22 protein-coding genes are annotated in these 23,199 nt (G+C 62.0%); 16 read left to right on the top strand and 6 right to left on the bottom strand.

The annotated features are described in order from the left end of the window. Positions 1–68 precede the first annotated feature (68 nt). Together ACZ0BA_RS15985 and ACZ0BA_RS15980 are read left to right on the top strand one after the other, a co-directional pair. On the top strand, positions 69–257 hold the full coding sequence (locus ACZ0BA_RS15985; protein WP_463452204.1) for a type II toxin-antitoxin system HicA family toxin: 189 nt from the start codon (positions 69–71) through the stop codon (positions 255–257). A 6-nt stretch (positions 258–263) separates the two neighbouring features. Next, the gene (locus ACZ0BA_RS15980; protein ID WP_463452203.1) at positions 264–473 is read left to right on the top strand and encodes a type II toxin-antitoxin system HicB family antitoxin; all 210 of its coding nucleotides are present in this window, start codon (positions 264–266) and stop codon (positions 471–473) included. Between the two features lies 1 nt (position 474). Here ACZ0BA_RS15980 and ACZ0BA_RS15975 read toward each other — a convergent pair whose 3' ends face one another. Further along, the gene (locus ACZ0BA_RS15975) at positions 475–1,458 is read right to left on the bottom strand and encodes a proline dehydrogenase family protein (protein ID WP_463452202.1); all 984 of its coding nucleotides are present in this window, start codon (positions 1,456–1,458) and stop codon (positions 475–477) included. Between the two features lie 166 nt (positions 1,459–1,624). On the opposite strand from ACZ0BA_RS15975, the gene ACZ0BA_RS15970 reads away from it, so the two are divergent. Further along, the gene (locus ACZ0BA_RS15970; protein ID WP_463452201.1) at positions 1,625–3,730 is read left to right on the top strand and encodes a glycoside hydrolase family 43 protein; all 2,106 of its coding nucleotides are present in this window, start codon (positions 1,625–1,627) and stop codon (positions 3,728–3,730) included. 140 nt (positions 3,731–3,870) lie between these two features. On the opposite strand, the gene ACZ0BA_RS15965 is transcribed toward ACZ0BA_RS15970, so the two are convergent. Together ACZ0BA_RS15965 and ACZ0BA_RS15960 are read right to left on the bottom strand one after the other, a co-directional pair. Next, positions 3,871–4,464, bottom strand: a complete 594-nt coding sequence (locus tag ACZ0BA_RS15965) for a glycine zipper 2TM domain-containing protein (RefSeq protein ID WP_463452200.1) — start codon at positions 4,462–4,464, stop codon at positions 3,871–3,873. Between the two features lie 16 nt (positions 4,465–4,480). Further along, complete coding sequence (locus ACZ0BA_RS15960) at positions 4,481–4,942, bottom strand: TM2 domain-containing protein (protein ID WP_463452199.1); 462 nt, start codon at positions 4,940–4,942, stop codon at positions 4,481–4,483. Positions 4,943–5,159: 217 nt separating this feature from the next. Between ACZ0BA_RS15960 and rpsP the strand changes: the two genes are divergently transcribed. The 10 genes from rpsP (at position 5,160) to ACZ0BA_RS15910 (ending at position 13,903) form a co-directional block, all read left to right on the top strand. Next, positions 5,160–5,405 carry a 30S ribosomal protein S16 gene (rpsP, locus tag ACZ0BA_RS15955; protein WP_090315733.1) on the top strand — a complete coding sequence of 82 codons (246 nt, stop codon included), beginning with the start codon at positions 5,160–5,162 and terminating at the stop codon, positions 5,403–5,405. A 14-nt stretch (positions 5,406–5,419) separates the two neighbouring features. After that, on the top strand, positions 5,420–5,980 hold the full coding sequence (rimM, locus tag ACZ0BA_RS15950; protein WP_463452198.1) for a ribosome maturation factor RimM: 561 nt from the start codon (positions 5,420–5,422) through the stop codon (positions 5,978–5,980). Between the two features lie 21 nt (positions 5,981–6,001). Beyond that, positions 6,002–6,748 (top strand): tRNA (guanosine(37)-N1)-methyltransferase TrmD, encoded by a 747-nt coding sequence (trmD, locus tag ACZ0BA_RS15945; RefSeq protein WP_463452197.1) that lies wholly within the window; start codon positions 6,002–6,004, stop codon positions 6,746–6,748. 120 nt (positions 6,749–6,868) lie between these two features. Beyond that, complete coding sequence (gene rplS / locus ACZ0BA_RS15940) at positions 6,869–7,255, top strand: 50S ribosomal protein L19 (RefSeq protein ID WP_090315727.1); 387 nt, start codon at positions 6,869–6,871, stop codon at positions 7,253–7,255. A gap of 69 nt (positions 7,256–7,324) precedes the next feature. After that, entirely contained in the window at positions 7,325–7,993 is a 669-nt protein-coding gene (locus ACZ0BA_RS15935; RefSeq protein ID WP_463452196.1) for a CoA pyrophosphatase, read from the top strand. Between the two features lie 85 nt (positions 7,994–8,078). Continuing rightward, positions 8,079–9,047, top strand: a complete 969-nt coding sequence (locus ACZ0BA_RS15930) for a CobD/CbiB family protein (protein WP_463452195.1) — start codon at positions 8,079–8,081, stop codon at positions 9,045–9,047. A gap of 236 nt (positions 9,048–9,283) precedes the next feature. Beyond that, entirely contained in the window at positions 9,284–9,616 is a 333-nt protein-coding gene (locus ACZ0BA_RS15925) for a DUF3579 domain-containing protein (RefSeq protein ID WP_463452194.1), read from the top strand. 108 nt (positions 9,617–9,724) lie between these two features. Beyond that, positions 9,725–12,493: a M16 family metallopeptidase gene (locus tag ACZ0BA_RS15920; RefSeq protein WP_463452193.1), complete on the top strand. Its 2,769-nt coding sequence runs from the start codon at positions 9,725–9,727 to the stop codon at positions 12,491–12,493. A gap of 44 nt (positions 12,494–12,537) precedes the next feature. Further along, positions 12,538–13,002 carry an Rrf2 family transcriptional regulator gene (locus ACZ0BA_RS15915; protein WP_463452192.1) on the top strand — a complete coding sequence of 155 codons (465 nt, stop codon included), beginning with the start codon at positions 12,538–12,540 and terminating at the stop codon, positions 13,000–13,002. Continuing rightward, entirely contained in the window at positions 12,977–13,903 is a 927-nt protein-coding gene (locus ACZ0BA_RS15910) for an NAD(P)/FAD-dependent oxidoreductase (RefSeq protein ID WP_463452191.1), read from the top strand. The genes ACZ0BA_RS15915 and ACZ0BA_RS15910 overlap by 26 nt, the downstream gene beginning before the upstream one ends. A 5-nt stretch (positions 13,904–13,908) precedes the next feature. Here ACZ0BA_RS15910 and ACZ0BA_RS15905 read toward each other — a convergent pair whose 3' ends face one another. Beyond that, positions 13,909–14,649, bottom strand: coding sequence for a GntR family transcriptional regulator (locus ACZ0BA_RS15905; RefSeq protein WP_463452190.1), 741 nt, complete (start codon positions 14,647–14,649; stop codon positions 13,909–13,911). Positions 14,650–15,022: 373 nt separating this feature from the next. Between ACZ0BA_RS15905 and ACZ0BA_RS15900 the strand changes: the two genes are divergently transcribed. The 3 genes from ACZ0BA_RS15900 to ACZ0BA_RS15890 are packed head-to-tail and all read left to right on the top strand — an operon-like array spanning position 15,023 to position 20,318. Further along, on the top strand, positions 15,023–17,908 hold the full coding sequence (locus ACZ0BA_RS15900) for a TonB-dependent receptor (protein WP_463452189.1): 2,886 nt from the start codon (positions 15,023–15,025) through the stop codon (positions 17,906–17,908). A 51-nt stretch (positions 17,909–17,959) separates the two neighbouring features. Next, a complete protein-coding gene (locus ACZ0BA_RS15895; protein WP_463452188.1) occupies positions 17,960–19,012 on the top strand; it encodes a cupin-like domain-containing protein in 1,053 nt (350 codons plus the stop codon). 16 nt (positions 19,013–19,028) lie between these two features. After that, on the top strand, positions 19,029–20,318 hold the full coding sequence (locus tag ACZ0BA_RS15890) for a glycoside hydrolase family 18 protein (RefSeq protein WP_463452187.1): 1,290 nt from the start codon (positions 19,029–19,031) through the stop codon (positions 20,316–20,318). Between the two features lie 44 nt (positions 20,319–20,362). Here ACZ0BA_RS15890 and ACZ0BA_RS15885 read toward each other — a convergent pair whose 3' ends face one another. Next, entirely contained in the window at positions 20,363–21,676 is a 1,314-nt protein-coding gene (locus tag ACZ0BA_RS15885) for a hypothetical protein (RefSeq protein WP_463452186.1), read from the bottom strand. A gap of 204 nt (positions 21,677–21,880) precedes the next feature. Then, positions 21,881–23,188, bottom strand: a complete 1,308-nt coding sequence (locus tag ACZ0BA_RS15880; protein ID WP_463452185.1) for an MFS transporter — start codon at positions 23,186–23,188, stop codon at positions 21,881–21,883. Positions 23,189–23,199 lie beyond the last annotated feature (11 nt).

Genomic DNA, 23,199 nt, shown 5'->3' with positions numbered 1-23,199 from the left:
TAATGGCTAAATGATCACTCCCTGAGATTTATCGAGCTCCTGCTTCAGTCGATTGCTAAGCTTTGCCAATGAAAGTTGGCGACGTCATTAGGATGCTGGTTAGTGATGGCTGGGAGCTTCGATGCCTCAGGGGGAGCCATCGCCAGTTCACGCATCCTTTCAAGCCTGGACGCGTAACTGTCCCAGGGAAATTGAGCGACGACTTGGCCCCAGGGACTTACAAGAGTATCCTTAAGCAGGCAAGTTTGAAAAAGTGAGCTGATATGCGTTACGCGATTGTTATCGAAAAGGCAGAAGGTAACTACTCCGCTTATGTGCCGGATTTGCCAGGTTGCGTGGCTACCGGCGACAGCGTCGCGGAGGTGGAGGAGTCGATGCAAAAGGCGATCGTTTTCCACCTCAGCGGCATGCGCGAGGACGGCCTGCCGATCCCTCTGCCGTCCAGCGTCGTCGGTTATGTCGAGACGCCCTGATTCAGGCTGGCGTACCCATCACATCCACAATCGCCTGATACACCCGCACCGGTTCCTCGGCAATGCGGTTGAGCACGTACAGGAAATGCTCCTCGCCAAAGACGACGTACTCGCGGGTAGGGAAGCCTCGCGACTTGAGTTCGGCGATGTTTTCCGCGCCCAGGCCGATCAGCGATTCAAACTCATACCAGCGCGGATCGATGCGCTCTTTCAAGATCAGCTCGCTCAGGTCCGCCTGGATCGAACGATCGTGCGTCGCGATGGAACACTTGTGCCCGCTCAGCAGCAGCTCGCCCGCGTACTTGCGATAGGCGGCGGCCAGCTCCGGACTGTTGCGGTCATAGGAGATCTCTTCCGACTCAAGAAACGCGCCTTTGACCAAGCGGATACGGCCCGGGATCTTCATCAACTCCGCGAAGTCTTGCGCCGTGCGGTGGCGCTTGGCGGGCACCGTGATGCCGACGTTGTGCAGGCCGTCTTCCTTGTGCAGGCGCGCGTAAATGGCGTAGATGTCGTCGGCGCGGTCCGCGCCTTCCATCGAGATCATGACTTCGCGGTTGATTTCGGCCGCCGCCAGCGCCACCCGGCGCAGGTTCCGGTAGCCCAACTCCAGGTCCACCATTGAGCCCACGTGCGACAGATCCAGCGAGATCGAGCAGTTCAGGTTGCGCTGGCCGACCGCGCGCGCGAGTTCCATGAAGACTTCCGTTTCCGCCATGGCAAACGCTTCGTCGCGCACGCTCTCGCCCATGTATTCGACCGACGCCGCATGACCCTGGGCGATGATGCTTTCCACACGCGCCAATGCATCCGCAACAGTCTGGCCGGCCACGTAGCGCTGCGAGACCTTGTGCATGTAAGGGCGCAGCAGCGGGTCGTTGCAGAATTTTTCCTTGGCCGATTCATCCAGCGCCAGGGCGCGCAACGCGGTGGCGGCTTGATCGACAAGGGCTTGCCATTGGGCGGGGAAGGTTGGTGCGGACACGGCGTCTCCAGTTGATAAGTTAGATAACATTGTGTCACAGCGACAGTCATCTTCCAACTGATGGGAAAGACCAATAGCCACGCGCCGACTTATGTCTGTAAAATGATTGCGTATAACATTTCGAAGTTCGAACCAGCGGCCAAAGAGCCGTCCAGGAGGAGACTGCATGAAAGATTCATCCGTTGTGGGCGAGCGAAACCTTTACCTCCTTGCGGCCCGCATCGTTGGCGTGCTGTGTTTGTTGGCCGTGTCCAGCCTGCATCCGGCGCTGGCTGCGGCGCCGCCGACTTCCAAAGACCAAACGTGGACCGCCGACAACGGCAACGGCACCTTCACCAATCCGCTGTTCTACGACGAATTCTCCGATCCGGATATGATCCGCGTTGGCGACTGGTTTTATCTGACCGGCACCACGATGCATGCGATGCCCGGCTTGCCGGTGATGCGGTCGAAAGACCTGGTCAACTGGGAATTCCTCAGCTACGCCGCACCGGCGCTCGATTTCGGCCCCGAGTTCCGTCTTGAGGACGGCAAAGAGATTTATGGCCAGGGCATTTGGGCGCCCAGCCTGCGCTACCACAACGGCACGTTTTATATCTTCACCAACATCAATCGACGGGCCACGCAGGTCTACTCGTCGACCGACCCGCGCGGGCCATGGAAGCATCACGAAATGCGGCGCAGCCTGCACGACTTGTCGGTGCTGTTCGACGATGACGGCCAGGCGTATGTCGTCTGGGGCCATCAAACCATGCAGGTAGCGCGACTCAACGATGAGCTGACCGACATTGTCCCCGGCTCGGAAAAAACCTTGTTCGATAAAAATGCAGGCATGGGGGAGGGCGCGCATTTTTACAAAATCGGCGGCAAGTATTTCATCCTCAGCGCCAATTACGCGGGCGGCTTCCGCATGCCGGCTGCACGCGCCGACAACGTCTACGGTCCTTACGAGGTGAACCAGGCGATCAGCAGGGACGAGGGCTTCGGCATGGCGCGCGGCTATCGCTTGAAAGACAGCAAGCCGCCATTTGTGATCGATCCACCCAACCCGGCCTCGAAGGACGCGACGTCGCTGCACCAAGGCGGCATCGTGCTGACGCCGGCGGGCGAGTGGTGGGGCTTCTCGATGATGGACTACAACTCGATCGGACGGCTGCTGGGCCTGTCGCCGGTGACATGGAGCGATGGCTGGCCGTACTTCGGCCTGCCGGGCAATCTGGGACGCAACCCGCGCACCTGGGTCAAACCAAAGACGGCCGTTGCGCAGCCGATTCACGTACCGTACGAGCGCAGCGACGATTTTTCCGGCGCAAAGTTGAAGCCGGTCTGGCAATGGAATCACGTGCCGGTCGAAAATAAATGGTCGCTGACGCAGCGGCCAGGTTTTCTGCGGCTGCACGCTTTAAGGGCCACATCGTTTTGGGACGCGCGCAACAGCCTGACACAGCGCGCCATCGGCCCGGTGTCGTCGCCGACCGTCGCGCTGGAGCTCGCGGGGATGAAAGAGGGCGACGTCGCCGGCCTCGGACTGCTCAACCTGCCTTACGCCACACTGGGTGTCGAGAAAACTGCGGAAGGCCTGAATCTGGCCCTGTTTGACCAGACCAGCGGACGGACCACGCGGATTCCGCTGGATGTCAAACGCATCTGGCTGCGCGCCGACTGCAATTTCCTCAGCGAGCAGGCAAGCTTCAGTTATTCAATGGATGGCAAGCATTTCGTCGCCATCGGCAGCGCCTGGACGATGGTGTTCCAGCTCAAGACGTTCCAGGGCGTGCGCTATGCGCTGTTCAATTACAACCCTGGTGGTGGGGAAGGCGGATACGCCGATTTCGACAGTGTCGATATCGCACAGCCCATGCCGCGCGGGTTGATGCGCGCCATACCCTTCGGCAAAACCATCCGGCTGGTCTCGTACAAGGCCGAAACCGGCTTGGCCGTCACGGGCGAAAAGCTGGCCGCGTCCGCGCCGACAATATTCAAGGTGAAGGATATGGAGCTGGGCCGGGTCGCGTTGGCGTCTGGCGCGCGCTACCTGACAGTCGACAAAGAAGGCGGTGTCAGCCTGCGGGCCGGCAAACCTGGCGCGGCGCACAGTTTCCAGTGGATGGAAACGCCGACAGGGGAGTTGATACTGATGTCGATTGCAAGCAATCGCTACCTGCGCATCGATCCGCAAACCGGGCAGGTGGCAGCGGATAGTGCCGGGCCACTGCCCGACGGCAGCGATGGCGCGCGATTCATCTGGTCGCCCGCCAGGCAACCCAACTAAACCCCGGGGTCAAGTCTGTCATTCGGACACGTGCTCAACCGTCACAACCAAACCCCGGGGTCAAGTCTGTCATTCAGACACGTGCTCAACCGTTAACAGTTCAGCCTGTGTCCGAATGACAGACTTGACCCCCGCAGGGGTTAGCGGCGGACGATGCTGCCGTTGGCGCGTTTGACTTGGTCGCCCTTGGTCATGCCCGGGTCTTCCGCGAAGGTGTAGCTGTCGCGCTTGCCGTCTTCGTATTCGACATTGACGGTCCATTGCTTGCTCGACCGCGCATGTTCCTCGACCTTTTTGCCGGCGTAGGCGCCGCCCGCCGCGCCTGCCACGGTGGCGAGCTTGCGCCCGCCGCCGCTGCCGACCTGGTTGCCGAGCAGGGCGCCAGCGACGCCGCCGGCGATCAGGCCGACCGCGCCGCCTTCACCTTTTTTCTCGCCGACGACGACCGACGTGACCCGGCCGCAGTCGATGCAGTTGGCCGACGACTTCGACGAGCCGACCTTGTGGTTGGCCTTCGCTTGCGTGTTCGATTTGTTGAATTCGGACTTGGCGTCGCGCAGACATTGCATGCGCGCGCTCGATTCGCTTTCCTCGGCGCACAGCTTTTTGTCGTCCGCGTAACGCGTGGCAATGCGCTTGGTTTCGGCGTTGTACTCTTGTTTGGTGCTCTGGGCTTGCGCGCTGCACGTCAGTGCGGCGAGCGTCATCGCCAGCAGAATTGAACGATTGTTCATGGTGGGTCTCCTCTTGTTATCCATAGGCACCACCAGTGTACAGTAAGTCAAATAATCGTGAGATTGTGGCAATCAGGCTACCGGCCCCGAGCATCATGGCCGCCACCAGGATGATGGCCAGCGGCCAATTCGAGTCAGATTGCTTGCCCGATGTCGGGTTGAAACGCGCGTCCCATTTCTCGTCCGACATCAATCCCAGCACCAGCGCCTCCAGAAAGCCGACCAGGCCGGAGATCATGATCGGCAGCACCTTATAGAAGCCATCTGCATCCGGCGCCCCCTTGGCGATCACCCAGGCCAGCGGCAGCGAGGCCAGATGCGCCCACAGCCAGGGATCGCGCACGCCGCGCAGGTACAGGCGATGCAGGCCGAGCCCGCCAAACAGGAAGGCCAGCAGGGCGGCGATGGTCTTGTTTTTGTGGCGCGAGGGCGAGGCGGCGGACGTGGGCGACTGGGCGGTGTGGTGCGGATTCGTCATGGTTATCGATTAAATAGCCGGAAAACATGCAGTATCGGTCATAATACCGGCCCGGCCCACCTTTTTATCGTTGTGGCTATTGCCCAGTGCGCCGGAACGGGGGATAATCTTCGATTACCCCAATTCGCCCGATTATTTCATTAACGCTTGCTGCTTCGCGGCAAAGCGCGCTATAATTTGCGGCTTTTTCCGTCCTAGCACACTTTTTGGAAATATTATGGTCGTTATTCGTTTAGCTCGTGGAGGCGCCAAGAAGCGTCCGTTCTTCAACATCGTTGCAACCGACTCGCGCAATCGTCGCGATGGTCGTTTCATCGAACGCATCGGTTTCTACAACCCGATGGCGCAAGGCGGCGAAGTGCCACTGCGTATCACCGCTGACCGTCTGGCTCACTGGCAATCGGTTGGCGCACAACTGTCGCCTACCGTCGCTCGTCTGGTAGCGTCGAACAAAGCTGTTTAAGTCTGGCTGCTGGTTTGACCGATAAGAATGCATCCGGGGTGCAAGTCCCCGACGATCTGGCACAGGTAGGCTTTGTCTTCGGTGCTTATGGCGTCGCTGGCTGGGTGAGGATACGTCCTTTCTCGGAAGATGCGGATGCGCTCCTCGCGGTGAAAACCTGGTGGATCGACAAGCCAAGCTTGCACGAGGTCGAAGTCAAGCAGTCCAAACTGCATGGCGGCGACGTGGTCGCACAGCTGGTGGGAGTGACCGATCGGGACGTCGCAGAAGCGCTTAAAGGCGCCGCTGTTTCGGTTCCGCGCAGTCTTTTCCCGGCCTTGTCCGATGATGAGTTTTACTGGACCGAGTTGATTGGTCTGGATGTAGAGAATTTGCAAGGTGAGCACCTCGGTACGGTGACTGACATGATGAGCAACGGTCCGCAGTCGATCTTGCGCATTACGGCAGCCGTCGCTGAAGATGCGGAACCCGAAGTTGCGGCGCAAGAGCGCCTGATCCCATTTGTCGAAGCGTTCATCATCAAGGTGGACAAGGCGGCGAAAAAGATCACCGTCGACTGGGGCCTTGATTACTAAAGAACATAAGGGCGGCCCGCCATGCAATTCGATGTCGTGACCCTGTTCCCCGAAATGTTCGCCGCACTGACGCAGTCGGGGGTCACCCGGCGCGCGTTCGAACAGAATAAATGTGGCTTGTCGTTGTGGAATCCGCGTGATTTCACCACCGACAATCACCGTACCGTGGATGACCGCCCCTATGGCGGCGGCCCCGGCATGGTGATGCTGGCCAAGCCCCTGGAAGCGACGCTCAACGCGGCGAAGCAGCGCCAGACCGATGCCGGTCTGCCCGCGCCCCGCGTGCTGTTCATGTCGCCCCAGGGCAAGCAGTTGACGCACGAACGTGTCATGGCGCTCAAGCAGGAACCCGGTCTGGTGATCCTGTGCGGCCGCTACGAGGCGGTGGACCAGCGTTTGCTGGACCGCTGCGTCGACGAGGAAATCAGCCTCGGCGACTTCGTGCTGTCCGGCGGCGAGCTGCCGGCGATGGCCTTGATGGATGCCGTGATCCGCCAGATTCCCGGCGTGCTGAACACGGATGCGTCGGCGATCGAAGACAGCTTCGTCAACGGCCTGCTCGATTCGCCGCACTACACGCGGCCGGAAACGTATGAAGGTGTGGGGGTGCCGCCGGTACTGATGGGCGGCAACCACGCCGAGATCGAAAAATGGCGCCGCCAGCGCATGCTGGAAGCGACCGCGCGCAAGCGCCCCGATCTGCTGGTCAAGGCGCGCGAGAGCGGCCTGCTGACCAAGCATGACGAGAAATTTTTGGCAGGTTTATAAAAACCTGTTGTTGTAGAAGCTTGCGGACATGTCGTCCGCCTGTTTAACCCCATCCTCTACTGGGCGAGTGTTTGAACAGCACTCATTGCGCGCCAGCACGATGGTTTTTGGAGTCTTAAAATGAATCTGATTCAACAACTCGAGCAAGAAGAAATCGCTCGTCTGGGCAAGAAGATCCCTGATTTCGCCCCTGGCGATACCGTGATCGTCAACGTCAACGTCGTCGAAGGCACCCGCAAGCGCGCCCAGGCATACGAAGGCGTCGTCATCTCCCGTCGTAACCGTGGCCTGAACTCGAACTTCATCGTTCGTAAGATCTCGTCCGGCGAAGGCGTCGAGCGTACGTTCCAGCTGTACTCCCCGCTGATCGCTTCGATCGAAGTGAAACGCCGCGGTGACGTACGTCGCGCTAAACTGTACTACCTGCGTGATCGTTCCGGTAAATCGGCACGTATCAAGGAAAAACTGCCAAACCGTCGCCCAGCGGCGAAAGCAACCGCAGCTTAATAGCCGCGCTTGTGTTTGGGTAGAAGGGCACCACCTAACGGGGTGCCCTTTTTTTATATGGAGACAGCGTTGGCCAAACCGCTATTTGATCCGAAACTGCTGCCGATCGACGCCATCGCCGGCGAGCCGGCCGTCGCCCGCGAGCGCCTGGTGCCGCAGTGGCTGCGCAGCCGCTTTGCCGAGCAGCCGGCCTGGACGCCGGAGAGCACCGACGAACGGCACCTGCAGCGGCCCGACGGCACGCCGGCCACCGCCGCCGCCGTGCTGATCCCGCTGGTGCTGCGCGAGACCGGCCTGACCATCCTGCTGACCCAACGCAATGCCGACCTGACCGACCATCCGGGCCAGGTCAGCTTTCCCGGCGGCCGCGCCGAGTCGTACGACAGCGGCCCGGTCGACACCGCGCTGCGCGAATCCGAGGAGGAGATCGGCCTGGACCGCGCCCACGTCGACGTCATCGGCACCATGCCCGACTATTACACCGGCACCGGCTACCGTGTCACGCCGGTCGTCGGGCTGATCGCGCCGCCGTTCGAGCTGCGGCCCGACCCGTCCGAGGTGGCCGAGATCTTCGAAGTGCCGCTGGCCTTCCTGATGGACGGCCTGAACCACCAGCGCCTGTCGGCCCAATTGCCCGGCGGACGGCGCAGCTTCTACGCCATGCCCTACGGCGAATACTATATCTGGGGCGCCACCGCCGGCATGCTGCGCAACCTGTTCCACTTCCTGCGCGCTTGATGCCCGAACTAATAAGTTTGATTCTCCCACCACGGTGGGTTATCGTAGCGGGCATCAAGGCGTCGCCGACCAAAAAGGACCATTAATGACATTTCTTTCCATTTTATGCGCGCTGCTGCTCGAACAAATGAAGCCGCTGCGCGCGGACAACCCGATTTACGCAGAGATCAAAAGTCTGGCGTTGCGGATGGAGACTTGGTTCAACGCCGGCCATTCGAGCCACGGCCGCCTCGGCTGGTTCCTGATGATGGCCATCCTGATGGTGCCGACCGCGCTGATTTACTGGGTGCTGAAGTATTACGACTGGTTCCTGGCCGCTTTCGCGTGGAACGTGCTGGTGGTGTACCTGACCCTGGGCTTTCGCCACTACAGCCACTATTTCACCTCGATCCAGCTGCACCTGAGCGCCGGCGATGACGCCGCCGCGCGCGCCTTGCTGGCCGAATGGACCAAGCAGGACACGGTCGGCATGGATGTCACCGAAATCTCCCGCGTCGCCGTCGAAAAGGCGCTGATCACCACGCACCGCAGCGTGTTCGGCGTGTTCTTCTGGTTCCTGATGCCGCTCGGCCCGGCCGCCGCCGTCATGTACCGCGTGTCCGAATACCTGGCGCGCGCGTGGAACGAGCCGGAACACATGCGCAACGAAGCGTTCGGCCAGTTCGCCTCGCGCGCCTTTTACTGGATCGACTGGATACCGGTGCGCCTGACGGCCGTCGCCTTTGCCGTCGTCGGCAACTTCGAGGACGCAATCTACGCGTGGCGCAACTTCGCCCACCGCTGGAGCGACAAGGCGATCGGCATCATCCTGTCGGCCGGCGGCGGCGCCATGGGCGTGCGCCTGGGCACGCCGGCCGAGAACGCGGCCAAGGTAGTATTGGTGGACGCTTCGACCGTCGACGTCAGCGATCTGGAGCCGGACATGCTGCCGGGCGAGGAGCCGGGCATCCGCGCGCTGCAAAGCACGGTGGGCCTGGTCTGGCGTGCATTGTTGCTGTGGATGATGTTGTTATTGCTGTGCTCTGGCGCCGCCTGGCTCGGTGGGACGCCTTAAAAGGGACTGGAGCAGGGTACAATAGCGGTGTTGTCTTGGTGCGGAAAGATGAGTTTTCTGCACCAAAGTGGTCATCCGCGAGGAAAGGTCGATTGAAATCAATGGCTTACGTATTTAGGTCTTCTATAAGATATAATACGTAAGATTCTTCTAGAATGATATCCGCCCGGCGCACCTCGCCGGGACTTTCCACGCATTCTTGTTACCAACAAGTATCTACGCACAAGCGCCCGCCCATGGCAGAGTCAGTTCAAAAACCCGCAGAACAGCTGGAATCGTTCTTCATCCTTGGCCTCACCAGCAATGGCAGGCAGTTCCGTCCCAGCGACTGGGCCGAGCGCCTGTGCGGTGTGATGTCCTGCTTCAAGCCCGAAGGCTACGGCGGCGGACGCGACTCCCATTTGCAGTTTTCGCCGTATGTCACGCCGACGGTGGTCAACGGCGTCAAGTCGGTGGTCGTCAACGGCAAGCTGCGCGACCTGGAGCCGCTGGCGTACCACTTCGTGATCTCGTTCGCCAAGGATAACGACCTGCAGATGGTCGACGCCTGCCTCGTGCCCGAGAAATAAGCAGAACCCGGCACTTAAGTCTCCCCTCAGAAAAATTTCGTTTTTGCCACTACCCACGTCGTCGGGGTGGGGCTATGCTGCCTGTTCATCCGTTTTTAGCGAGACACCATGAACAACAGCCGTTTGAAACAAGCCGTCGCCGCCAGCATGCTGCTGTGCGGCCTGTCCTTCGCCGCCACCGGCACCGCCTGGGCAGCGCCCGTGGCCGCGCCCGCCAAGGCGCCCGCCACCGCCGCCGTCAAGCTGCCGGCCGGCGTCGTCAAGGGACCGTCGGTGGAAGGCATCACCGAGTACCGGCTGCCCAACGGCTTGAAAGTGCTGCTGTTCCCCGACGCCTCCAAGCCGACGGTCACCGTCAACGTCACCTACCTGGTCGGCTCGCGCCACGAGAACTACGGTGAGACCGGCATGGCCCACCTGCTCGAACACATGCTGTTCAAAGGCTCGCCGAAGAACCGCAGCATCCCGCAGGAATTCGCCAATCGCGGCATGGACTTCAACGGCACCACCTCCTTCGACCGCACCAACTACTACGAGGTGTTCCAGGCCAGTCCCGAGAACCTGAAATGGGCGCTCGACATGGAGGCCGACCGCATGGTCAACTCCTTCGTCGCGCGCAAGGACCTGGACTCCGAAATGACGGTCGTGCGCAACGAGTACGAGAGCGGCGAAAACAGCCCGTTCGGCGTACTGCTCAAGCGCATGGAGAGCGTCGCCTTCGACTGGCACAGCTACGGCCGCGACACCATCGGCAACCGCAGCGACATCGAAAACGTCAAGATCGACAACCTGCAGGCGTTTTACCGCACCTACTACCAGCCGGACAACGCGGTGCTGCTGGTGGCCGGCAAATTCGACCCGGCGCAAACGCTGGCGTGGATCAGCAAATCGTTCGGCGCGATCCCCAAACCCAAGCGCGTGCTGCCGCCATTCTGGACGGTCGAACCGACCCAGGACGGCGAGCGCAGTTTCGTCGTGCGCCGCAAGGGCGACATGCAGCTGGTGGTGCTCGGCTACAAGGTGCCTTCCGCGCTGCAGGACGACAGCGACGCGCTCAGTTTCATGTCCGAGATCCTCGGCGACACGCCGACCGGCCGCCTGCACAAGGCGCTGGTGGAAACCGGCAAGGCGGCCGAGGTGTTCAGCTTTGGCCAGACCGGCTACGCGCCCGGCCTGCAATTGATCGGCGCAGTGGTCAAGGCGGGCGAACCGCTGGAACCGGTGCGTGACGCGCTGATCGCGGCCGTCGAAGGCTTCGCCAAGACGCCGCCGACGGCCGAGGAAATGGAGCGCGTGCGCCGCAAGGTCGCCAACGGCATCGAGAAGTCGCTCAACGATCCGCAAAAGGTGGGCGTCACCTTGTCCGAGGAGATCGCGGTGGGCGACTGGCGTCTGCTGTTCCTGGACCGCGACAAGCTGCCGACGATCACGCCGGAGCAGGTCAGCGCGGTGGCCGCGCGCTACCTGAAGCGCGACAACCGCACCGTCGGCACCTTCATCCCCGAGGACAATCCGCAGCGCGCCGAGATTCCCGCCGCGCCCACCGTGGCAGAGGTGATGAAGGACTTCAAAGGCAAGGACAGCGTGCTGACGTCGGAAGTGTTCGAGCCGAGCCAGGAAAACATCAACGCCCGCACCGAGATCAAGACCATCGGCGGTTTGAAGGTCGCGCTGCTGCCGAAGAAGAACCGTGGCGAGGCGGTCTCGGTCAGCATGTCGCTGCACTGGGGCGACGAGAAGAATTTGTTCAACACCTCCATCGTCTCCGGCGCCGCCAGCGCGATGCTCATGCGCGGCACCGACAAGTTCACGCGCGAGCAATTGTCCGACGCCTTCGCCAAGCTGAAAATCTCCGGCGACCTGTATCACTTCGACACCACCGGCCCGAATCTGGACGCGGCGCTGCGGCTGGTCGCGCACGTGCTGAAGGACGCCAGCTTCCCGGCGGCGGAATTCGAGCAGCTGCGCCAGCAATGGCTGGTCGGGATCGAATCGTCGCGCAACGAGCCGCAATCGCTGGCCAGCACGGAGATGGACCTGTACTTCAACCACTATCCGAAAGGCGACGTGCGCGCGCCGATGTCGGTGGACGAGCAACTGGCGGCGGTCAAGGCGCTCAAGCTGGAAGACGTGGTGGCCTTCCACCGCAAGTACTACGGCGCCAATCATGGCGAGATCGCTGTCGTCGGCGATTTCGACAAGGCCGTGATCAGCAAAACGATCGAGGACATCTTCACCGGCTGGGACAGCAAAGTGTCGTACGCCCCGATCACCCGCGTCAACGCGGACAAGGCGCCGATCGTCAAGATGATCAACGCGCCGGAAAAGGAAAACGGCTTTTACAGCGCGCGCCTGAACGTCGATTTGAACGTCAACGATCCGGACTATCCGCTGCTGGACCTGGCCAACTACATCTTCGGCGAGGGCGGTTTGAAATCCCGCCTGATGGACCGCATCCGCCAGAAGGACGGCCTGTCGTACGGCGGCGGCTCGGGCTTGCAGGCGGGTGAGATCGACCGCGCCGGCAGCTTCGACGTCAACGCCATCGCCGCGCCACAGAATCTGAAAAAATTGCAGGCGGCGATCAAGGAGGAGCTGGACCGGGCGGTGAAAGAGGGCTTTACGGCGGCGGAGCTGGCGGGCGCCAAATCGGGCCTGCTGCAGCAGCGCACCCAGAACCGCTCCAAGGATGAAGTGGTGGCCGCCGGCTGGACGCGCAACCTGTACCTGAACCGCACCTACAGCTGGAGCAAGGAATACGAGGACAAGCTGCGCGCGGCCACGCTGGCGCAAGTCAACGCCGCCTTCCGCAAAGCCGTCGATCCGTCGAAGCTGACGGTGGTGGTGGCCGGCGACGAGTCCAAAGCCAAAAAATAAGGGAAGTTCTGCACGATCTCCAATTATGTACTATCATTAGTTACATGAGACGAGACAGCAAACTATCTTCCATCCTGCACGTGCTGCTGCACATGGCGCACGCCGACCGGCCGTTCACCTCGGACGAGCTGGCCGGCTTCTTGGGCACCAACCCGGTGCTGGTGCGCCGCGTGCTGGCGGGCTTGCGCGAACGTGGCTATGTCGGTTCCGACAAGGGCCACGGCGGCGGCTGGACCATCACCTGCGACCTGCGCCAGGTCACCCTGCGCGACATCTACGAGGCGGTCGGTTCGCCCACGGTGTTCGCGATGGGGAACCGCAGCGAGCAGCCCGAGTGCCTGGTGGAGCGCGCCGTCAACGACGCCCTCTCCAGCGCCTTCGACGAGGCCGAGGCTTTGCTGATCGAGCGTTTCAAGGACGTCACGCTGGCCGATTTGTCGGCCCGCTTCAACGACGAATACGCCAAGCACAAAGGAGCCTCCCATGCACATCCCACATCCGAGCACTGAATTCGACGTCATCGTCATCGGCGGCAGCTATGCCGGCCTGTCGGCCGCGATGCAACTGGCGCGCGCGCGCCGTCGCGTGCTGGTGGTCGACGCCGGCCAGCGCCGCAACCGCTACGCCCGGCATTCGCACGGCTTTCTGGGGCACGACGGCCGCGAGGCGGCGGCCATCGCCACCGACGGCCGCGCGCAGTTGATGAAGTATCCGACCGTGCGCTGGCTCGAAGGCTCGGCGCAGCGGGCGGAAAAAATCGAGCAGGGCTTCCGCGTGACCTTGCAGGACGGTTCGGCCTACAACGCGCAGCGGCTGGTGCTGGCCAGCGGCGTGGTCGACGAACTGCCGGCGGTGCCCGGCCTGGCCGAGCGTTGGGGCGCCACCGTGTTCCATTGCCCGTACTGTCACGGGTATGAGCTGATGGAAGGGCGCATCGGCGTGCTGGCCACCGGTCCGTTGTCGATGCATCACGCGATGATGCTGCCCGACTGGGGCCAGGTCACGATGCTGCTCAACGGCGCCTTCGAGCCGGACGCGGAGCAATTGGCGTCGCTGGAAAAACGCGGCGTGGCGATCGAGCGCACGCCGGTCAAGGCGATCACCGGCGGTGCGACGGTTGAATTGCAGGACGGGCGTTCGCTGGAGATGGCCGGCTTGTTTGTCGTCAGCCGCACGCATAGCGGCAGCCCGCTGGCAGAGCAGCTGGGATGTGAGCTGGAGCAGGGGCCGATGGGCATGTACGTGCGCACCGACGGCATGAAGGTGACCAGCGTGGCCGGCGTCTATGCCTGCGGCGACGCGGCGCGCATGGCCGGAAATGTGGCGCTGGCTGCGGCCGATGGCACGCTGGCGGGCGTGTCGGCGCACCAGTCGCTGATCTTCGGCGCGACCGCCGCCGCAGCCGCGTGATGGCCCTAGCCGGCGTTAAGCTCCGCCACGAAATCGTACAAGTCGCCGCGAAAATACGATCGGCAGAACTCCACCGCGCGGCCATCCCGTAAAAATCCCAGCCGCTCGACGGCCAGGCCCGCGTCCCCGGCCTTCGCTTGCAGCAGCGCCGCCTGTTCCTCGTCGAGCAGCAGTGCGCTGAGCCGCTGCAGCGCCCGCACCGGCCGGCTGTGGGCGTGCTCCAGCGCCTCGTACATCGACACCTGCACCGCCTCGAGCGACGGCAAACACGTCGCGACAATGGTGGCGTACTCGATGCACATCGGTATCTCGTCCGCATACCGGATACGGTGAAACCGGTACACCGCCGAGCCCGGGCTCAGCCTTAACCTGAGCGCCTCCTCCGGCGTCGGCGTTCCCTCCGACCGCTTCAGCCACACGCTGCGCGGCGTGCGACCGCGCGCCCGCATATCCTCCGAAAACGACGTCAGCTTGGCGAAATTCTTTTCGATCCGGGTATTGATGAAATTGCCCGAGCCTGGCCGGCGCACCAGCAATCCCTCGTCCACCAGCCCGTCGATGGCTTTCCGCACCGTGATGCGCGAGATCGACAGGTCGGCCGCAAGCTGTCGCTCTGCCGGAAGGGCTTGGTTCGGTCCGAATACGCGCTGGTCGATGGCTGTGCGCAGCGCCCGCTGCAGACGCTGGTACAGCGGCTGGCTGGTGCCTTGCCCGACGGTGTGCATGATCTCAGCAAGCGATGTCATTCGTTCGTCTCCCTCGTCTCCGGTTCGCCAGGCAGTGGTCTTGTCCCGGTCTTATAACGCTCGAACCGATAATACCAAAAAGAGCCAGCCGGCTGGTATTGCACTGGTTTTACTGTGGCACACCCCGCTAGATAAATGCTCCTCTGCAACGAAGTCCGAATTGGTATGTGTACTTCGCACAACATATGAAAAAAATATGGCAATTGGTAGTAATCTGGTATTGGTACTGCGGTATATTGGCGTTGAATTGGTTTTGTATGAGGTTGTAAAAAGGGATCTGCAGGCGTCGCGGCGGCGGCGACCTGCGAACCGATCCACGTTAAAACTGCACGGGCCTTTCCAACAAAAACAGGCCGCAATCAAGGGGGAGTAAATGAAAGAGAATCTGGCGGGTAAGACGAACATGCCACGCAGCGCGGTCGAGCAGCTGACGCCGATCGCGGCGGCGGTGGGACTGATGGTGTTGGGCATGTCGTTGGCGCAAGCCCAATCGCAACCAGCGGTTGGCACCACCAAGAAGGACGGCGAGGAAATGCAAACCGTCCAGGTGCAGGGTATTCGTGCGGCCCTGCAACAGTCGCTGAACCAAAAGAAAAATGCCGAGTCCCACCTGGAGGTCATCACGGCCGAAGACATCGGCAAGATGCCCGATAAAAACGTCGCCGACTCCCTGCAGCGTGTGCCTGGCGTCAACGTCAGCAATGCCGGCGCCAGCGAAGGCGGCTTCGACGAGAACGACCGCGTGTCGATGCGCGGCACCAACCCCAACCTGACCCAGACCCTGTTCAACGGGCACAACGTTGCCTCCGGCGACTGGTTCATCCTGAACCAGACCACCCAGGTCGGCCGTAGCGTCAGCTACACGCTGGTGCCATCGGAACTGGTCGGCTCCGTGGTCGTGCACAAGAGCTCGGAAGCGAACCTGGTCGAGGGCGGCGTGGCCGGCTCGGTCGACATCATCAGCCGCAAGCCGCTCGAGTTCAAGGAAAACTTCACCGGCGAAGTGTCGCTGGGCGCGGTGTACGCCGACCTGCCGAAAAAGACCGATCCGCAATTTAGCGCCTTGCTGAACTGGAAGAATGAGCAGAAAACCTTCGGCGCCTTGCTGCAAGTGTTCTCGGAAGAGCGTCACCTGCGCCGCGACGGCCAGGAAGCGCTGTCCTATGACAAGATTCTGCCCAACAGCCCGATGGCGATCGCCAATCCGGACCTGGCCAACGCCTACTATCCCGGCTTCCTGGGCGCGTCGTTGTTCCAACAGGAACGTAAGCGCCGTGGCGGTTTGATCGATCTGCAATTCAAGCCAAGCCGCGACCTGAGCTTCGACCTGACCGGCCTCAGTTCGACCCTGAAGGCGTCCAACACCAACGACAACTACCTGCTCAACGGTGGCGCCATCATCAACCAGGGCAACGGCCAGGCGCCGCTGCCGGGCTATGTGGTCAAGACGCAGAACGGCGTCAAGACCCTGGTCAGCGCGAACTTCGCGCCCGTGGCCGGCACCAACTACAACGAGTACGACCAGATTTCGCGTCCCGGTGCGGAAGCCACCGCCAAGTTCATCGCGCTCGATGGCAAATGGCGCGCCGCCGAAAACCTGACCTTCTACGGCAAGGCCGGCACGTCGAAAGGCGAGGGCAAGACCCCGACCCAGGACGTCATCGCCTGGAACGGCGCCACCGGCACCGGCGCATCGTACAAGTTGAACGGCACCGGCACGGCGGCCGACTTCTCCTTCAATAACAATCCGGCGGCGACGCCGGGCACCGACGCCACCAGTGGTTTCAGCTGGATGTTCGGCGACCAGAATGTGACGGTCACCGACAAGGAAAAATGGCTGCAACTCGATAGCGACTTCCAGCTGGAAGCCGGTCCGCTCAAGCTGCTGAAATTCGGCGTGCGCGGCGCGGACCACGACCGCTATTCGGACAACGTGGTCGGCCAGGGTCCGACCTGCTCGACCCGCACCGACGCCGCCGGCGGCCCTGGCTTCTTCTGGGCCGCGCCGCTGGCGAGCCAGTACAGCTGCATCAACGGCGCCAACTCGCCGTACAATCCAGCCAACTGGCCTGCCGCAGCCGGATCGTATCCGTCGAACTACGCCAGCGGTTTGGGTGGCAATTTCCCGCGCGGGGTGTTCCGCTACACCGCCGAGCAGTTGGCGGCGTTCTCCAAGCTGTTCGCCAACCGCGCCACCGATGGCACGCGTGAGGACTTCGGCAATGAGTTCAACCTCAAGGAAAAGAACCGCGCAGCCTACGTGCAGGGGAATTTCGAAGGCGAGGGCTGGAGCGGTAACGTCGGCGTGCGCTACGTGCAGACCAAGGAGCGCGCCGTCAGCAATGTCGGCATGCCGGGCGATACGCCACCGGGCCAGCCGGGCGTGGTCTACACGTCGGCGTTCGGCGTCTTCAAGCCGACCACCGTCGAACACACCTACAACGACTACCTGCCAAGCGCCAACCTGCGTCTGGAGCTGAACAAGGATCTGGTGGCGCGCTTCGCGCTGTCGCGCACCATGACGCGTCCGGACTTCTCGTCGCTGGTGGGCACCTTCACCCTGACGCCGCCGCCTTCGAAGGGTGGCGTCGGTTCCGGTTCGGGCGGTAACCCGGATCTGAAGCCGATCACGTCGAACAACTTCGACGCGTCGCTGGAGTACTACTTCGCACCGCGCTCGCTGGTGTCGGCCAGTGTCTACTACATGGACCTGACCAACTACATCGGCCAGGGCACCCGTGTGGGCACCTACCGTACCTACACCGAAGCCACCAAGATCACCGATCCGAATGGTTTCGATGCGCAGTACCTGATCTCTTCGCCGATCAACAGCAAGGGCAAGGTCAAGGGCGTCGAGCTGTCGTACCAGCAGCCGCTGTTCGGCTACTTCGGTATCGACGGTAACGCCACCTTCACCAATGCCACCGACAGCAGCGGCGCCAAGGTGCTCGGTTCGTCGAAGCGCACCTACAACGCCAGCGCGTTCTACGAGGACGAGCGTTTCAACGCCCGCCTGACGTACAGCTATCGTTCGGATTCCTACGTCGGCCTGGATCGCGGCACGGAGTTCAACCAGGTCGGCATGGGTTACCTCAACGCTTCGCTGGGCTACAAATTCAGCGAGAAGATCGGCTTCTCGCTGGATATGCGTAACCTGAACGATCCGAAGCTGAAGTACTACGCCCTGAACGAAGACCAGCCACGTTCGGTCTACAAGAACGGTCGCCAGTTCTTCCTGACGATGCGCGTCAAGTACTAAGCCGGTGTGACCGCGTCCGCCGCCACGAAAGGGGCGGGCGCGGGCTGCATCATGAGCTTTCAACGCTATACTTTGCCGATGCACCCATCTCCGCAACCGATCCCCGAGTGGCGCGATGTCGACGCCCGCGTCTTCCATGAGCAGATCCTGCCGCTGCACCGTCCCGCCGTGATGCGCGGCGTGGTGCGCGACTGGCCGGCCGTTGCCAAGGCGCTGGCGTCGCCGGAGGCGGTTGCCGGCTACCTCAAATCCTTCGACAGCGGCGTCGATGTCAACGCCATCATGACGCCGCCCGCCGCGCAGGGTCTGGTGACCTACAGCGACGACGTCAGCGCCTTCAGTTTCGTACGCAACCGCCTGCCCATGTCGGGCATCATCGATCAGCTGATGCGCTATCTGCCGGCCGGCGCCCGCGCGCCCGCACTGGCGGCGCAGAGCGCGGTCGTCGCCGAATGCCTGCCGGGCTTTTTGGCGGAGAACCGGCTGCCGTTGCTCGGCCCCGAAGTGCAGCCGCGCATCTGGCTGGGTAATCACATCACGGTGCCGGCCCACTTCGACGAGGCGCAGAATATCGCGGCGTGCGTCAGCGGCCGGCGGCGTTTCACCTTGTTCCCGCCCGAGCAGGTCGGCAACCTGTATGTCGGTCCGCTCGATTACACGCCGGCCGGCGCGCCGATCAGCATGGCCTCGCGCGCGCAACCGGACTTCGACAAGTACCCGCGTTTTCGCGACGCGCTGGCGGCGGCCCAAGTGGCCGAGCTGGAACCGGGCGACGCGATCTACATTCCCGCCATCTGGTGGCACCAGGTCGAATCGATCGGCCATCTGAATATCCTGGTCAATTATTGGTGGGGCGGCTCGCACACGGCCAATGACCGCAGCATGTCGCCGTCGAACGCGTTGATGCACTGCCTGTTGAACATGAAGGACCTGGAGCCGCAAGTGCTGCAGGCATGGCGGGCGATCTTCGAGCACTTTGTTTTTAATTCCGACCCGCAGCGGTTGGACCATATTCCCGAGCAGCGACGCGGCGCGCTGGGGGCGATGTCGCCTGAAGAGGTGCGCCGCTTCAAGGATGTATTGATCGCACAGCTGCAAAAATAATTCGACTGGAGACAACATGAAATTTCACACCGGCGCAGTGCTCACGGCATCCGTCCTCGCGGCGTTGTCGTCATCGTCCGCCACGGCCGATGAAGTGATCGGCTATTACCCCGGCTGGAAATCGGCGGAGTATCCCGTCACCGCCGTTAATGTCGGCGCCGACAAGCTGACGATGGCGCTGTATGCGTTCATCGACGTCTGCTGGGATGGCAAGCATGGCAACCCCGAGCCGTCCATCAATGACGAGGCGCCATGCCAGGACGCGGCCGGCGATCCGGTATCGGCCGACGGCGCGCTGGTGTTTCGCGACGCTGTCTCGGACGGCGCCAACCTGCGCGCCATGGTGGCGTTGAAGAAGCAGCACCCGAAGTTCAAGGTGGTGGTGTCGGTCGGCGGCTGGAACTGGTCGAACCGGTTTTCCGACGTCGCCGATTCGGCGGCGGCACGGGCCAATTTTGTCACCTCGTCGGTGAAGCTGATGCGCCGCTTCGGTCTGGACGGCGTCGACATCGATTGGGAGTATCCGACCGAAGTCGGCGTGCCGTGCGTGGCGGGCAGGGTGTGCGCGCGGCCGCAGGACAAGCCGAACTACGTCAAGCTGGTGCGCGAGCTGCGCACCGCCTTCGACGCCGCAGGCAAGAAGGACGGCAAGCATTACAGCGTCACCATCGCGTCGGGCGCCAACGCCAACTTCGTCAACGACGGCGCGGCGGGCAGCGGATGGATGAAGGAGCTGGCGCAAAGCCTTGACTGGATCAACATCATGACCTACGACTACCACGCGCCGTGGGAGAAAACCACCGGGCACCTGGCGGCGTTGAGCGGCGACCCGAAAGATCCGGTGGCGTCCAAAGGGCTGTATGCGCAGGCGTCGGTGCAGCGTTATCTGGACGCGGGCATCTCGGCGGACAAGCTGGTGATGGGCGTGCCGTTCTACGGCTACGGCTGGAAGGGCTGCGCACCCGGCCCGGCGGGCGACGGCCAGTATCAGCTATGCGAAGGCGGCGCGACCGGCGGCGCCGGTGGCGGCAACGCATATGGATTCAGCCTTTTGCTGAAGCAGGGCATACTGACGCCGGCCTTCGAAGGCGGCAACGGCTATAAGCGCTATTGGAACGCATCGGCCAAGGTGCCGTATCTGTATAACGCCAAAGAGAAGATCTGGATCACGTACGAGGACCAGGAATCGCTGAAAGGGAAGGCGCGCTACATCAAGTCCAGGAAGCTGCGCGGGGCGATGTTCTGGGAGTTGAGCGCCGATGGCGAACATCAGCTGATCGAGACGCTGCGGTCGGCGATGCAGTAGATGGTTAAAAAAAATGCCGGCTTCAAGCCGGCATTTTGTTTTGATTACTTGGTGGCGGCTGCCGGTGCGGCTGCCGCTGGTTTGTTCTGATACATGATCCAGTAGCGCGCCAGGTCGCCACGGCCGTCGTTGCCGGTGATGGTTTCCAGCAGCTTGACCGATTCGTCCTTCTTGCCGGCCATCGCCAGCGCGTAGCCCAGACGCAGTTTTGCATCTTCAGGGTTCTTCGACACGCCTTTGGCGATACCTTGCTTCATCAGATCGATACCTTTGTCGAACTGGCCCAGGGTGATGAAGTTGTAACCCAGGTTGACCAGGCCGATACCGTCTTTCGACTTCTGTGCCGAGGCCACGCCCGCATCGATGTTCTTGGCATCGTCGGCGGCGCCCTTGTTGGCGCTGTCGCGGATCTTCTGGATCGCGGCTTTGTCTTTGCCGGCCGGGATGGCGCCAGGATAAGCCTTGTCCAGCGCGATTTTACCTTCGGTGAAGAAGCCGCCCAGCACAGCCAGTTCGGCCTGTTCGACGTAGTCCTCAGGCTCCATCTTCGACGGCGCGGCGACCGCTTTCAGGCGCGCCATGTCCAGGTCCAGACGCGGAGCGTAGGTCTTTTTGCCGCGCGTGCGGTTCAGCAGGTCGAACCAGTAGTCTTCCGACGGGTAGTAGCGCACCAGCTCTTCGATCGCCGTCAGATACAGTTCGGTGTCTTTCAGCTTGATGCCGACGTTACCCAGCAAATTGAGTTCGTCCTTGGTTGGCGCGGTGCCGGCTTTTTTCGCCGCTTCGATATCCTTCAGCACTTCGGTCTTGGCGGTGGCGAAGTCGTTCTTCAGGAAGTACGAGCGCACGATGTACTGGCGCTGCTTGGCGGTGTCGCCCGATTCGGTGCCGTAGCGGTTGAACCAGGTGATGGCCTTGTCGTAGTCCTTGATGTTGCTGTAGTAGATGCCGGCGACGGCGTCGATGAAGCGCAGTTTGTCTTCCTGCTTCAGACGGCCCGAATCGATCATCGATTCCAGCGCCTTCAGGGTCAGTTCGTTGTTGCCGCTCGCCTGGCCCAGTTGTACGCGCATCTGGTTCAGCACAAACGTCTCGTAAGGCGTCAGGTTCGGCGCGGCGGCGGCGGTATCGATGCGGGTCTGGTATTCCTGGTAGTTCTTGGCATCGAGCAGCGGCTTGGTTTGTGCCGGGTCGATCAACTTGAAGATCTCCGGACGTACCGTATCCTTCGGCGCTTCGGCGGCGGCTTTTTCCTTGTCCTGCGCGTGGGCAGCGGTCACGCCCAGCATGGCCGGTACCGCGTTCAGGCCAATGGCGGCCAGGATCAGACTAATACGAGCGAGACGAATATGGGACATGTTCAATCCTTCAATCAAAGACATAAGATGGCCGGCGCCGAAACGCCATGCCGTCGCTATTGGAGTTAGTGTTCAGGGCCGCGCCAGGCGCGATCCGGCAAACCGCACATTCTACGATCCCTTTCCGGGAAGTAAAAGAGTCGGCCGGTCAAACCAACGTATTGTTACATAAATCATGCTTGATGCGCTTAATTCAAGAGTGCGTCAACCGTGCGCTGGTCGCGCAACCACGGGCTCCGGCTCGTACTGCGGGCGCGCGGTCATCGGAATGATCTGCGACAGGACCGCCACCGGGATCGCGCACAGCATCACCCAGACGAAGAAGTGCTGGTAGCCGAGCGCGATCTGGATGTCGCCGCTGAATAGTTTGAACAGGACGAAACCGAGCTGCATGATGCCGGTCGCGAAGGCGTAATGCGCGGTCTGATATTTGCCCGGCGCGACCACCTGCATCATGTACAGTATCAGCCCGACGAAGCCGAAACCGTAGCCGAACATCTCGACGCTGAGCGCCGCGCCGATCACCGTCAGGTCGGTCGGCTGGAAGTGCGACAGCAGATAGAAGGCGGCGTTGGGCAGGTTGACCGCGAGGATCAGCCACAGGATGGCGCGCTTTAGGCTTAGCCACGAGGTGAAGTAGCCGCCGGCGATGCTGCCGACGACGAAAGCGACCGTGCCCACGGTGCCGTAGACGGCGCCCACTTCGGAGGTGGACAGACCCAGGCCGCCAAGCGCGCGCGCCTCGCGCAGGAACAGGGGACCGATCGACTGCACCTGCGCCTCGCCGGCGCGGAACAGGATGATGAACAGGATCGAGACCCAGATGCCGGGCTTCTTGAAGAACTCGACGATCACCTGCCACAGCGTGCGGGCGATGGCGGCGGCGTTGGTGTCGGCGCTGACCTGGTTTTTCGCCAGCGGTAGCGCCCAGCTGTTGTACAGGCCAAGGCCGACCATCAGCGCGGCCAGGATGCAGAAGCAGATGGTCCACGCGGGGACCACGCCCATGGTCTTTTCAAAATGACCTGCCAGCAGCAGCAGGCCACCCGTGGTGAAGAATTTGCCGGCGTTGAAAAAGGTGCCGGTCCAGCCGGCGTATTGGGCCTGGCCTTTTTCATCGAGGCTGGTGATGTACAAACCGTCGCAGGCGATATCGTGGGTGGCGGCGGAGATCGCGACAAGCGTGAGCATCGCCATGCAGGCGGCGAACCAGAACGGCGCGTGCAGCGCCAGCGCGACGCCACCGAGGCAGATGCCGCCGAGGATCTGGAAGCCGACCACCACCAGCTTTTTGCTGCTGGCCAGCTCCAGGAAAGGACTCCATAACGGCTTGAACACCCACGCGAAGCCGATCAAGCCGGTCCAGTGATTGAGCTCGTCGTTGGGCACGCCCATGCTCTTTAACATCTGGTTGGCGACGATGGCCACCGCGAAGAACGGCAGGCCTTGCGCCAGATAGAGGCTGGGTACCCAGAATTTTGGATTGCGGATGTTTTTATGGTTGTGGTCCACTGCGTCGTCCC

Source organism: Duganella sp. AC917, from assembly GCF_979258245.1.
Note: the sequence above shows the minus strand (reverse complement) of the source record. Positions and strands in the feature narration are given on the sequence as shown.